This window comes from Escherichia sp. MOD1-EC6300, from assembly GCF_002965045.1.
Lineage (GTDB): Bacteria > Pseudomonadota > Gammaproteobacteria > Enterobacterales > Enterobacteriaceae > Escherichia > Escherichia coli_F.
The window spans coordinates 285,932-298,471 of record NZ_PTRH01000002.1; the positions used below are offsets into that span (position 1 = coordinate 285,932).

Below are 12,540 nucleotides of genomic sequence, written 5' to 3' on the forward strand. Positions count from 1 at the left end.
TGTACAGTAAAGCGCATTTGTTAACGAATCATTAAATGCCGAGTGGGAAAATATCATGGCCTTGTTCCTGCCAACTGGTAAGTTGCTGCTGTTGGGCAGAGGTTCGATTTTCACCGCACCACACCAGCAATGTACGGCCTTCGAACAGTTCAGGGCGTAGTTGATTGAGCGAGTGGGCGAGGACATCAATGCGCCATCCTTGTTGACTGGCAATCCAGCCCTCTAGCCACAGACGGGTGGTATCCTGAATATTCCAGCCAACCACCAGCGCATCTTTACCCTGTTTTTTACGTGCCGAAGCCAGACAAATGGCGATGTAGTTGATCAGTACGCCGTCGAGGATCGCCAGCAGCGCCTGGAGAGTCGGTTGTTGGCACTGAAGCCGTCGGCGCAGAGGAATAAACAGGTGCGTGGTGAGTGTCTGGGCGGGGTAATCCTGACCGCGCTCTTTGATCCACGTTCGCAGGCTATGCAGATTGCCACTTTGCAGGTAAGTCAGTAATGTTTCTTGCTGATCGCGCCAGCCGTTCTGCACATCAACATTTTCATTACTGAGCAGCATTTTAACTTTGCTGACCTGCACGCCGTTGTCGATCCAGCGTTTGATCTCGCGGATCCGGTCAATATCGGCATCATTGAACAGCCGATGACCGCCGTCTGTCCGTTGCGGTTTCAGCAATCCGTAACGCCTCTGCCACGCGCGTAACGTGACAGGGTTAATATCACAAAGCAACGCCACTTCACCAATTGTGTAAAGCGCCATCGTCTCACCCTTGCTCGCGAGGTCCCAGTTTAACTTTAGACGCAGTTTTGCGAACCAGGTAGTTTTGCCCGTTTTTTGTTCATCTATAGGGTGATTTTATTTTTGCCAGGCGATTTTGAGTGATCGTACTCACGAATTCTCATTTTTCTGCAAGAGTTCAAAGAAAGTTAAACGCAGGCAATGTATGTTACGCGTTTTAAAGGGAAGTGTGGTTTGCGGGTATGTACGATTTTAATCTGGTGTTGCTGCTGCTTCAGCAGATGTGCGTTTTTTTAGTCATTGCGTGGTTAATGAGTAAAACGCCATTATTCATACCGTTAATGCAGGTCACGGTTCGTCTGCCGCATAAATTTCTCTGCTACATCGTCTTTTCCATTTTCTGCATCATGGGCACCTGGTTTGGGCTGCATATTGACGATTCTATTGCCAATACCCGTGCGATAGGCGCGGTAATGGGCGGCTTACTCGGCGGTCCGGTCGTCGGTGGGCTGGTTGGTCTGACCGGCGGGTTACATCGATATTCGATGGGGGGCATGACCGCGCTAAGTTGCATGATCTCGACCATCGTTGAAGGATTGCTCGGCGGCCTGGTACACAGCATCCTGATCCGTCGCGGGCGCACTGATAAAGTCTTTAACCCCATTACCGCCGGTGCCGTCACGTTCGTCGCTGAAATGGTGCAAATGTTGATCATCCTGGCGATCGCCCGACCTTATGAAGATGCGGTGCGTCTGGTGAGTAATATTGCTGCGCCAATGATGGTCACCAATACCGTCGGCGCGGCGCTGTTTATGCGTATATTGCTCGATAAACGCGCGATGTTTGAAAAATACACTTCGGCTTTTTCTGCTACTGCGCTGAAAGTGGCTGCCTCGACGGAAGGCATTTTGCGCCAGGGGTTTAACGAAGTGAACAGCATGAAAGTGGCACAGGTGCTGTATCAGGAGCTGGATATTGGTGCAGTCGCGATTACCGATCGAGAGAAATTGCTGGCCTTTACCGGAATTGGTGACGACCACCATTTACCCGGCAAACCGATTTCTTCGACTTATACCTTAAAAGCGATTGAAACCGGTGAAGTGGTCTACGCCGATGGCAACGAAGTGCCTTACCGTTGCTCGTTGCATCCGCAATGCAAACTGGGTTCGACGCTGGTGATTCCGTTGCGTGGTGAAAATCAGCGGGTGATGGGCACCATCAAATTGTATGAAGCCAAAAACCGTTTGTTCAGTTCAATCAATCGCACGCTGGGCGAGGGGATTGCGCAATTGCTTTCGGCGCAGATTCTCGCTGGGCAATATGAGCGGCAAAAAGCGATGCTCACCCAGTCAGAGATCAAACTACTTCACGCCCAGGTGAACCCCCATTTTCTGTTCAATGCGCTTAACACCATTAAAGCGGTGATCCGCCGCGACAGCGAACAGGCCAGTCAGCTGGTGCAGTATCTTTCCACTTTTTTCCGTAAAAACTTAAAGCGGCCTTCGGAGTTTGTTACTCTCGCCGACGAAATTGAACATGTGAATGCTTATCTGCAAATTGAAAAGGCGCGCTTCCAGTCGCGGTTGCAGGTCAACATTGCTATTCCGCAAGAATTATCCCAGCAGCAATTGCCCGCGTTTACCCTGCAATCGATTGTGGAAAACGCTATTAAACATGGGACATCACAACTGCTCGATACAGGGCGAGTGGAAATCAGCGCCCGACGTGAGGGGCAACATTTGATGCTGGAGATCGAAGACAATGCTGGTTTGTATCAACCGGTAACCAATGCCAGTGGGCTGGGGATGAATCTGGTGGATAAGCGTTTACGTGAACGGTTTGGCGATGACTATGGGATAAGCGTCGCCTGTGAGCCTGATAGTTACACCCGAATAACGTTACGACTACCATGGAGGGACGAGGCATGATTAAAGTCTTAATTGTCGATGATGAGCCGTTAGCACGGGAGAACCTGCGCGTATTTTTGCAGGAGCAGAGTGATATTGAAATTGTCGGCGAGTGTTCAAACGCTGTAGAAGGGATCGGCGCGGTGCATAAACTGCGCCCGGACGTGCTGTTTCTTGATATCCAGATGCCGCGTATTAGCGGTCTGGAAATGGTGGGGATGCTCGACCCGGAACATCGTCCGTATATCGTTTTTCTCACCGCGTTTGACGAATACGCCATTAAAGCCTTTGAAGAACATGCATTTGATTATCTCCTGAAGCCAATTGATGAAGCGCGGCTGGAGAAAACGCTGGCGCGTTTGCGTCAGGAGCGCAGCAAGCAGGATGTTTCGCTGTTACCGGAAAATCAACAGGCGCTGAAATTTATCCCTTGTACGGGGCATAGTCGGATTTATTTGCTGCAAATGAGAGATGTAGCATTTGTCAGCAGTCGGATGAGCGGTGTCTACGTTACCAGCCACGAAGGGAAAGAAGGTTTTACCGAACTGACTTTGCGCACCCTGGAGAGCCGTACACCACTACTGCGCTGCCATCGTCAGTACCTGGTTAACCTCGCGCATTTACAGGAGATTCGTCTGGAAGATAACGGCCAGGCCGAGTTGATTTTACGTAATGGCTTAACTGTTCCGGTCAGCCGCCGCTATCTGAAAAGTTTAAAAGAGGCGATTGGCCTGTAAAAGACTGCTAAAATGGTTTTTTGCCTCATCAACACCTGAAGGCCTCATGCTAAGTAACGATATTCTGCGCAGCGTGCGCTACATTTTGAAAGCCAATAATAACGACCTGGTGCGCATTCTGGCGCTGGGTAATGTCGAAGCCACTGCGGAACAGATCGCCGTCTGGCTACGCAAAGAAGACGAAGAAGGGTTTCAGCGTTGTCCGGACATTGTTCTGTCTTCATTCCTGAATGGCCTGATTTATGAAAAACGTGGCAAGGATGAGTCAGCGCCGGCACTGGAGCCGGAACGTCGCATTAATAACAACATCGTGCTGAAAAAATTACGTATCGCGTTTTCGCTGAAAACTGATGATATTCTGGCGATCCTTACCGAACAGCAGTTCCGCGTTTCGATGCCGGAAATTACGGCGATGATGCGTGCACCGGATCATAAAAACTTCCGCGAATGCGGCGATCAATTTTTACGTTATTTTTTGCGTGGACTGGCAGCGCGCCAGCATGTGAAGAAAAGCTAAGACGGGCATGGCGGCCATGCGAAAAACATGGCCGCCGACAGATTATTTCACTTCTTTAAAACCAGCGGCTTTCATCACCAGTTCCATTTGCGCCATAGTGATACCTTTTTTGGCATCTTCAGCAGAAACGTTGATACCTGAAATACCCTGCAGGGCTTTAAAATCAACTTTTTCCATATCGATAGTCACGTTTTCCTGAGCATAAGTATCGGTAAAGGTTAATTTTTCTTCAACGCCAGGGATGTTTTTATATTTGGCACTTAACGGCTCAAGTGTCTTGGCAGCATCTTCTTTGGTGGTTGCACCAATGGAAGCAAATTGAATTTTGGTTTCAGAAGATTGCTTAAGAACCTTGTCACCTTTGTAGACATAGGTAATAGCAATTTCAGTACCGTTCAGATTAGCGCTAAATTTCTTCGATTCTTCTTTGTCACCGCAGCCAGCAAGAGAGAAAACCAGAACAGATGCAACAACAAGGGAAAACAGCTTATTGAAAGCCTTCATGTAAAACTCCATTTTATTTAATCAAGGAACTGGTGACCACACCAGGGGCCATATAGGATATGCCTAATACCTTGGCGTGAGCAGTCCGGAACTGGAGTAGAACTCTTTGTAAAAAGCACTATTTGTTCTTGTTACTCAAGCAAGGTTAATAATTGTTCGCAAAGCAAAACGCAGTTATTCATTGCTTCTCCCCGTGCCTCGCCTTCTGTATTACGAAATTGTCCCAACACATGTGCCAGCCGATAAAAACCCATCGCGGTGAGTTCATTGACCAGCAACTCTGACTGACTAATGGCACTCTGTTCCTGATAGCGCCAGCCATTATGGAGCAGTTGAATAAGCAACGCCTGACAGCGCATCAGTAACTGATGAGTGGTAGACGGTACAGGCAGAACGCTGGCAGAAGGTAGCGGTGTCACAGGCGCAGTTTCTGCGTCCAGTGCCCAGGCGCGGGTTTGCGTCATCATTACTCGTGGTTCCAGTGTCAATTGCCCCTCAGCAAAATTGATAAACCCAGAAACCAGACTAACGGGATCTTCTGTTTGTTGTAATAGAGCTGCCATGCGTTCAACAGCAAAGGGCGCACTGGCTGAAGCTGGCAGTGATAACGTCAGCACATTATCTTCACCTTCGCCACTGATTACCTGCGCATCCAGTGTCTGCCGACTGCTGTCCCAACCGAGTGAAATGCACTCTTCTACTGGCAGAATAAATAAGTTATCGACCTGGTTAAGCGGTCGTATGGCGGCTGGCGGACGTTGGCGTAAATATTCCCGCAAAGCCACAATGCCCGGCTGGCGCAGTGGTGCGCTCAACATTTGCCAGGCATCAGGCGACAGCGGAACAACACTGCTTAAGCGGTTGCGGGTAGCTAATAGCAACTCGCCATCGGCACTGCGTTTTGCTGCTTGTGAAACAATTTGCCCACCCGCCAGCGCGCCAGCCTGAAAACTAAACAGCCGCCGTTTTGCCGCTGGAGAGTTATCCTGTTCACTTCTCGGCCAACTGCGCGAAAGATGCAAAATACTGCCGGTGTCGGGATCGGTGAACCAGATGCGTAAACCATACCGCTCATTATCCTGCCAGCAACGCATACCTAGTGACACCAGCCGCAAATGATCAAGCTTTGCTTCGCCAGCAATGCCTGCGCCAACGACCGTGCGCCACGGTATGGGCGGTACTTCACCGACACTGTCACGTCGCGCTATCTCTTGTGCACTGTTCAAGCGACTGGTTAACGCCGCAAGCTGGCACAAGCATTTTCCGGCATGATAGTGGCTGGCGCGGGCGTGGAAGGCATCAACGCTTGCCCGTAGCTGTCGTAGTGATTCACTTACCCAACGCCAGTTGCAGCGTTCCGCCGCTTGCTGCGCGCGGCTGAAAGCAGCCTCGTAATGAATAAGCGGCTGGCTGATCCCGCCCAGCCATAATGCCTGACTTAATTGCTGAACATAGTGACGACATGCTTTACCTTCGTCGCTGGAAAACGGATCGTCAGATGATGTGACGTGTTCACTGTGCATCTGCCAGATCAAATGAGTAAATTCTGCTTGTTGATTTTTGGCCTCGACGAAGGCCTGCACAGCCAGTACTACGTGTTCACACAGCGTTCCTTCAATACAGTCACAACGGGCGAAACGAATGCTGCTGCGGGAATAAAAACGCACATCGCTCATCGGTAAGCGGGCAGAGGGAATTTCGCCCGGGGTGCAGAACAACTCAATGGTGATGCCTTTAGCGACCAGCGCCTGCGCGCGTTTGCGCGTGGTATTGGGCAGGGTAGCCAGTTCTTCCTGCCAGATTGCCGGATCCCACTCTTCTTCTTTTTCCGTAGGCTGGGCGGTGGCACAAAGTCGTTGATAACTTAACACCAGCATCACGCGATGACGGCACATGCCGCTGGCCCCGCAGCTGCATTGAGCCTCTTTCAGTGCCTGACTGTTCGCCAGCCGGGTACGGACACCGTCACTGAACGTGGCGATTAAAGCGCCGTTCTCATGGCAGATTTCCGGGACATTGCCATTTTCCAGTTCCTTAAGGCTGCGCTTCACAAAACCAGCATTGCTTAACGCCGTCAGGGCCTGCGGTGTCAGTTCTAATAATTCCGGACGTAGTGAATTCATGACTGAAGATTCTCCGCAAGCCAGGTCGCCAGTTCGCCTGGCGTCATCGCGGCTATTTGTGCGCCGACATTTACCAGCGCCTGGGCTGTATCGCGGTCGTAGCAAGGTGTTGCGGTGCTATCGAGCGCTGCCAGTCCCAGCACTTTGATGCCGCTCTGGACACACTTTTTCACCTGATGCGTCAGCAATGATGATGAACCCCCTTCATAGAAATCGCTCACGAGGATAATGACGCTTTTCGCTGGTTGTTCAATAAGTTGCCGACCATACTCCACGGCACTGGCGATATTGGTCCCGCCGCCCAGTTGTACTTTCATTAATAACTCTACCGGATCAGCAACGTCTGCCGTGAGATCAACGACGCTGGTGTCAAAAGCGACCAGATGGGTGCGGATACCGGGTAACTGCCATAAACAGGCCGCCATCACCGCTGAGTGGATCACCGAATCGACCATTGATCCGCTTTGATCAACCAGTAACACCAGCTGCCATTGTTCGCTATGGCGTTTAATTCGGCTGTTAAAGCGGGGGGATTCGATATACAACTTGCCGTGTTGCGGGTGCCAGTGTTGCAGGTTGGCGCGCAGAGTACTTTTGAAATCGAAATTACGCGCCAGTGGAATAAATGAGCGGCGACGGCGATCGCGTACACCTGAAAAAGCCTGACGAACTTCCTTTGCCAGTCGCGCCATAATTTCTTCAACAACCTGGCGCACTATCCGGCGGGCGGCAGCCAGCACTTCGGGATTCATCAGATGTTTGGTGTGCAAAACGGCGCGTAGCAGGCTTTCAGAGGGCTGCATACGTTCCAGCACGTCGAGATTCGTCACCACATCTTCAATGCCGTAGCGCAGTACGGCATCGCTTTCCAGCCGCTCAATCACCTGTTGCGGGAACAGCGTGTGAATACTGTTGATCCAATCAGGGGTGGTGAGATTTGAGCCACCTAATCCACCGGAGCGTTCACCACGCTGGAGCCGTTCAGGGTCGCGCCCGTACAGCCACTCCAGCGCGTGGTCTATCCGCCGGGCGTTGTCATCCAGCCCACAAAGCGTCGTTTCTGCCGCTTCGCCAAGAATTAATCGCCAGCGTTGTAGCTCACGAGTGGTCAGAAGATCGTTCAGTTCAGACATGGAAAACTCCCCAGTGTTGCAGTGATGCCAGTGCCTGCTGTTCGAGTTGTTGATGATGTGCAATGGCTTGCGGTGGGCAATGCAACGGCATTTGCAGCGCCGAAACGGGAAGCTGAGCGAGCTGGTAATGCTCAAGCACCTGATGCGCCAGCGTCCCGCGTTCTCGTGGCGGTAGCCAGGCCATCGCCGCGCGCAAATCGGGCAGGGCGTTAATAAAATCGGCGTCACTCAGTTGATTCAAATGGCTGCTGAAACCGGCGATAAATGCAGGCTGACTGGCCAGTTGATGGCGGGCTAATGCCAGCAAACCGTGCAGCGCCTCGCCAGATTGTGCCGGGGATAATTGTGCCAGCATCGTCAGCGCCGCTTCGGCACTGGCGTTGGGATGTTCCAGACGCATCAGCGCGCCAAGGGCCGCACCGCGATCCAGCGCTGGGGCATGAATCGCCTGACTGCGACGTTCCAGTAAGGCTACCGCCGCAGAAAGCGAAACGCCGGGTAAATTAACGCCGCTATTTAGATCGCGCAGGATATGGCAAAGCGCCTGCCAGCTATGCAGGTGAGCGTGAAACTCCTTCTCATCCGGCCTGCCGTTGGATTCACATAGCCACAGTGTGCGATCGATAGCCGCGTATAACGTCGTCTGTAATATCTGCGCGCCTTGCATACCGCTGATTTCATCGAGCTGCCACAAGGCGTAAAGCACTTCCAGCGCCTGGCCCATTTCGGCAAACTGATTTTCCTGGGCGATTAATAATGTGAGTTGTTCCAGTAATTGCTGACTGAAGGACGCCAGACCCGCTAACGCTGCCTGGCTAAGACATGTGGTGATGCCGCTGATTCCACCCGCGTCCAGCATATCGGCTTCTAATTTATTGCGTGCGGCCTCCTGGAGTGTGGCACCAAAGCAGGCGGCTTCAATCAATGCCGCATGTTGGCTAAGTGGCTGGGTTAATGTCCAGCGTTCTTCACCGTTGCCCGCCAGCGTCAGTGTACTTCCGTGCTGGCGCACAATGCCGGGAATCTCCAGTATTGCCAACCGATGTAGCACCTGACTTTGCGCCAGTCCATCGGGGGTAAAGCGATTTAAGGTAAGCTCCGCCGGAAGAGAGATTCCGGTACGTTCCAGTTCGCAGGTGACATCTTTTGGCAGAGGTGGCTGTGGCGTCGAGGGGGCAAGTTTACCGAATCCGTCACCTGCTAATGTGTCTATCAACGTTACCAGTATCGGATCGGTATCGGGATGAATAACGCCGCGATAGCTCCACGGCAACGGCGCGTTCAGGGCTTCTTTGATCAGCGAGCCTGCTATAGCATCCAGCCAGTCAGTGCGTAACGGTAGTGTATGACCGCGCAACTGTGCCAGTGCCATCGCATGCAGATGAGCGGCAGCCATATCCGCTGTTGAAGCAGGCAAGTGGTGCTGGCGCAAACGGGTAAGAACCGTTTTTAGTAGTTGTTCACCTGCCTGCTGCAAGCCCCACCGCCAGCACCAGTTTTGCCAGACCGGGGCAGGCATTCCTGAAAGGTATCCTGCCAGCACATCAAGGCGCTTTTCACTGTATGGCGTGAGATAGCAACCTGTAACGGCATCATCCTGTGAGAGCAATTCTGGCTTGTTAATTTCTTGCGGGCATTCGCGCCACATTTTTGCAAGTGCCGGAGCGTGCCAGCCTCCGCAGACGACTAATACGTCGCCATTATTTTGCTGCATCGCCCATGCAATCCAGCGGGCCATAAAGGCTTCGCGCTGACGATTGAGTGCATCGCCGGAGGCGTCGCCCCGCAGTTGTGCAAAATAGTGCGCCAGTGCAGAGGGTAATATAGTTTGCTGGCTTTCATCTTCGAACAGGTGATCCCACAGAGTGTCGCTGTTATCCATACGAGTGGCACGCAGCAACAAAGCCTGGCTTTCCTCTTGCGTACCGGGTGACTCGTCCTCTTCTTCACTCTGCGCCCAGCAAGGCAAATCGATGAAGTAAGTTTGTGCCTGAATACGACGTGCGGCTTGTAGCGCCTGCCACTCCGGCGAAAATTCAGCAAATGGCGTCCAGGCACCACGCCCGGGGGCCGCACCGTCCTGATACTGGCAATAACTGTAAATAGCTACCGGAAGCTGGTGGGCTAACAACAGTTCGTCTACCCGGTCATTAAAATCAGCCGGGCCTTCAATCAACACGTATCGTGGCCGCTGGCTTTCGATTAACGATTTCACCAGCCGGGCGCAGGCCGGACTATGATGCCGGATGCCGACAATTAACGGCTCGCTCATGCATCTTTCCTCACGGCAGGCGGTGGCGAGCTTGATAATAAGCCTGCCAGTGAGCTTCTTTATGTGTAGCGACACGTTGTTCGAAGTAACGGCGCAGACGTGCGCGATCTTCTTCGTTATCTTTGACGATGGTTCCGGCAATACAGTCCACCAGGTCGGCTGGCTCCCCCGCGCGATTCGCTAAAAACCAGGCGCGGACGCCCACGGCGTGGGCCACGTTAACGGCTTCAGCGGTGGACATAATCGCTGTAAAGGTATCCATTGAGGTTTTCTTTTCGCCGTTGGCACGCAGATCGCGGAAGGTGCGGACCAGTAACTCCAGTACCGCGTCAGGCACTTTATGCGGAATGCCACTATGGGCCAATAAACGCGCCGAAGCACTGGCGACCAGTTCCAGTTCCTGGGCGAAATCCATAATCGGAAAGACAGTTTCAAAATCGAATCGACGTTTTAGTGCCGCGCTCATTTCATTAACGCCGCGATCGCGGGTATTGGCAGTGGCAATAATATTAAAGCCTTCTCGCGCATAGAGCTGACTGGCTTCACCAGTGAGTTCCGGCACCGTCATAACCCTGTCAGAAAGCATACCTAACAGACAGTCTTGTACTTCCAGTGGTGTACGCGTTATCTCTTCAAAACGGACAATTTTGCCGTCGCGCATTCCCTGGTAGAGCGGGGCAGGGACCAGCGCTTCCGTTGACGGACCATGATTAATAAGCAGGGCGTAGTTCCAGCCGTACTTGATTTGATCTTCGGTGGTAGATGCGCCGCCCTGGATAGTTAACCCAGCATCGCCGCTAATAGCGGTTGCCAGTAATTCAGACAGGAGCGATTTTGCGGTGCCTGGTTCCCCCACCAACATCAAACCGCGCCCGGTAGCAAGAGTGACTAACATGCGTTCGACAGCGGAGGGACTAATCACGACTTTACGGCTGATATTTTGCGCGCTATCGCCAAGAATAAAAGAACGGGCCGCAGGCAAACTTAACTGCCAACCGGGCGGGCAAGGTGCGTGATCATTTTGTTTTAATTTTGCCAGTTCATCGGCGTATAACACAGCGGCAGGTGGACGCTGCAGATGATTATTCTGCGGTGACATATATTCATCCCTGAAATGTATTAATGAAATAAAAGATATTTTACGCGCAATAAATGTTTGGCGCATTAGTTGTTTGAGCGGAAAATATCTGGAAAGCAGATCACAGTAAATAAAAAAACCTGCTGGTGAGGCAGGTTCTTTTATTTACTACTTTCAGGCCTAACACCACGGCCTGTGCAACATCGTGTTCCAACGAACGAATTATAACCACCGCTGGACCCCGTTGCAATTAAGATAATGAGATTTATAATCCTGACAGTTGGGAGGTTGCGCCGGATCGAACCAATTTCAAGTCCTGGCTACCGGACGGGTGGTGCTGCAGGTGGTGCCCTGATCCGGAGTGCAACATCGTGGTCCAACATACGTAAACCAGTATCGACAGGCAGTGTAAGGGTAAGGTGCTGGTGTTGCGCTCCTTAATAAGGAGAGCGGATGGACACGCTGACACAAAAGTTAACCGTGCTCATTGCCGTACTGGAGTTATTAGTGGCTCTGTTACGGTTGATTGATTTGTTGAAGTAACGGGCAAATTGAAACGCATCTAAGGGGGAAAATACCGCTTCCCCCTTTAATAAAATGATTACTGTTTTTAATAATTCATCATATAACTCATTTTTATTTATAAATTCATCGATTTTATATTCAACGCACCATTTGACCGGGATGTAAATATTTATGGTGGGCTATTGGCAAAAAATATCTGGAAAGTAGATCGCAGAAAATAAAAGAACCTGCTGGTGAGGCAGGTTCTTTTATTTACTACAGTGACGCTAACTTGCTGATTGTGCAACATTTCGTACCAACGAATAAATTATAACCATATCCACACTCCATTGCAATTCAGTGAATGAGATTTATAATCCTGCCCGTTGGGAGGTTGTGCCGGATCGGACCAATTTTAAGTCCTGGCTGCCGGACGGGTGGTGCCGCAGGCGGTGCCCTGATCCGGAGAGCAACGTTTCGTACCAACATACGTAAACCAGTATCGACAGGCAGTGTAAGGGTAAGGTGCTGGTGTTGCGCTCCTTAATAAGGAGAGCGGATGGACACGCTGACACAAAAGTTAACCGTGCTCATTGCTGTACTGGAGCTATTAGTGGCTCTGTTACGGTTGATTGATTTGTTGAAGTAACGGGCAAATTGAAACGCATCTAAGGGGGAATACCGTTTCCCCCTTTAATAAAGCTATTTTTCTATTTGTTGGATGAATATATTTTGTAGTTCACGATTAAAAATTGCTATTACAGTTTTAGGTGATTCACCTCGTAATTTACGCTCATCAATAAATTCATCTCTTATATAAATCAACGCATCATTTATTAGCGGGTCGACATCTTCTCGATCACGTTGATGAAATGTTGGATGTAGCCGGAATCGCTCCAACCGGTAGACGGAACCAGTAAATAATTCAGAGCGTTTATGGACCTCAAGTCTGAAGGAAAACGGATCTTCAGGTACAGGGTCCTCATAATCGTAAATAGCGACCAGCTCTTTTTGCACGATCAT

Annotated in this window: 10 protein-coding genes; 3 read left to right on the forward strand and 7 right to left on the reverse strand. The window is 51.1% G+C overall.

Going from position 1 to position 12,540, the window contains the following annotated elements:
• Positions 1-31: 31 nt before the first annotated feature.
• Positions 32-763, reverse strand: a complete 732-nt coding sequence (mlrA, locus tag BGE37_RS04110; protein WP_001240401.1) for an HTH-type transcriptional regulator MlrA — start codon at positions 761-763, stop codon at positions 32-34.
• A 221-nt stretch (positions 764-984) separates the two neighbouring features.
• Here mlrA and btsS point away from each other — a divergent pair, with 221 nt between their 5' ends.
• Genes btsS through BGE37_RS04125 form a run of 3 tightly spaced genes read left to right on the forward strand, consistent with a single transcriptional unit; the run spans position 985 to position 3,903 of the window.
• Positions 985-2,670: a two-component regulatory system sensor histidine kinase BtsS gene (gene btsS / locus BGE37_RS04115; protein ID WP_105287802.1), complete on the forward strand. Its 1,686-nt coding sequence runs from the start codon at positions 985-987 to the stop codon at positions 2,668-2,670.
• Positions 2,667-3,386, forward strand: coding sequence for a two-component system response regulator BtsR (btsR, locus tag BGE37_RS04120; RefSeq protein ID WP_001353101.1), 720 nt, complete (start codon positions 2,667-2,669; stop codon positions 3,384-3,386). Before btsS ends, btsR begins: the two co-directional genes overlap by 4 nt.
• A gap of 46 nt (positions 3,387-3,432) precedes the next feature.
• Complete coding sequence (locus tag BGE37_RS04125; RefSeq protein WP_001295430.1) at positions 3,433-3,903, forward strand: DUF1456 family protein; 471 nt, start codon at positions 3,433-3,435, stop codon at positions 3,901-3,903.
• 42 nt (positions 3,904-3,945) lie between these two features.
• Here BGE37_RS04125 and BGE37_RS04130 read toward each other — a convergent pair whose 3' ends face one another.
• The 6 genes from BGE37_RS04130 to yehK all read right to left on the reverse strand — a co-directional run bounded on the left by BGE37_RS04130 (position 3,946) and on the right by yehK (position 12,540).
• Positions 3,946-4,407: a YehR family lipoprotein gene (locus tag BGE37_RS04130; protein WP_001353103.1), complete on the reverse strand. Its 462-nt coding sequence runs from the start codon at positions 4,405-4,407 to the stop codon at positions 3,946-3,948.
• A gap of 131 nt (positions 4,408-4,538) precedes the next feature.
• Entirely contained in the window at positions 4,539-6,530 is a 1,992-nt protein-coding gene (locus BGE37_RS04135) for an SWIM zinc finger family protein (protein ID WP_105287803.1), read from the reverse strand.
• On the reverse strand, positions 6,527-7,663 hold the full coding sequence (locus BGE37_RS04140; RefSeq protein WP_105287804.1) for a VWA domain-containing protein: 1,137 nt from the start codon (positions 7,661-7,663) through the stop codon (positions 6,527-6,529). The genes BGE37_RS04135 and BGE37_RS04140 overlap by 4 nt, the downstream gene beginning before the upstream one ends.
• A complete protein-coding gene (locus BGE37_RS04145; RefSeq protein WP_105287805.1) occupies positions 7,656-9,935 on the reverse strand; it encodes a DUF5682 family protein in 2,280 nt (759 codons plus the stop codon). Before BGE37_RS04145 ends, BGE37_RS04140 begins: the two co-directional genes overlap by 8 nt.
• A 10-nt stretch (positions 9,936-9,945) precedes the next feature.
• Positions 9,946-11,034, reverse strand: a complete 1,089-nt coding sequence (locus BGE37_RS04150) for an ATP-binding protein (protein WP_105276886.1) — start codon at positions 11,032-11,034, stop codon at positions 9,946-9,948.
• Between the two features lie 1,185 nt (positions 11,035-12,219).
• The gene (yehK, locus tag BGE37_RS04155) at positions 12,220-12,540 is read right to left on the reverse strand and encodes a protein YehK (RefSeq protein ID WP_105276887.1); all 321 of its coding nucleotides are present in this window, start codon (positions 12,538-12,540) and stop codon (positions 12,220-12,222) included.

What these genes read in the sequence shown, in the direction of transcription:
- BGE37_RS04130 (WP_001353103.1), bottom strand. Translation starts at nt 4,407, where the DNA reads ATGAAGGCTTTCAATAAGCTGTTTTCCCTTGTTGTTGCATCTGTTCTG.
- btsS (WP_105287802.1), top strand. Translation starts at nt 985, where the DNA reads ATGTACGATTTTAATCTGGTGTTGCTGCTGCTTCAGCAGATGTGCGTT.
- BGE37_RS04145 (WP_105287805.1), bottom strand. Translation starts at nt 9,935, where the DNA reads ATGAGCGAGCCGTTAATTGTCGGCATCCGGCATCATAGTCCGGCCTGC.
- BGE37_RS04150 (WP_105276886.1), bottom strand. Translation starts at nt 11,034, where the DNA reads ATGTCACCGCAGAATAATCATCTGCAGCGTCCACCTGCCGCTGTGTTA.
- yehK (WP_105276887.1), bottom strand. Translation starts at nt 12,540, where the DNA reads ATGATCGTGCAAAAAGAGCTGGTCGCTATTTACGATTATGAGGACCCT.
- BGE37_RS04135 (WP_105287803.1), bottom strand. Translation starts at nt 6,530, where the DNA reads ATGAATTCACTACGTCCGGAATTATTAGAACTGACACCGCAGGCCCTG.
- mlrA (WP_001240401.1), bottom strand. Translation starts at nt 763, where the DNA reads ATGGCGCTTTACACAATTGGTGAAGTGGCGTTGCTTTGTGATATTAAC.
- btsR (WP_001353101.1), top strand. Translation starts at nt 2,667, where the DNA reads ATGATTAAAGTCTTAATTGTCGATGATGAGCCGTTAGCACGGGAGAAC.
- BGE37_RS04140 (WP_105287804.1), bottom strand. Translation starts at nt 7,663, where the DNA reads ATGTCTGAACTGAACGATCTTCTGACCACTCGTGAGCTACAACGCTGG.
- BGE37_RS04125 (WP_001295430.1), top strand. Translation starts at nt 3,433, where the DNA reads ATGCTAAGTAACGATATTCTGCGCAGCGTGCGCTACATTTTGAAAGCC.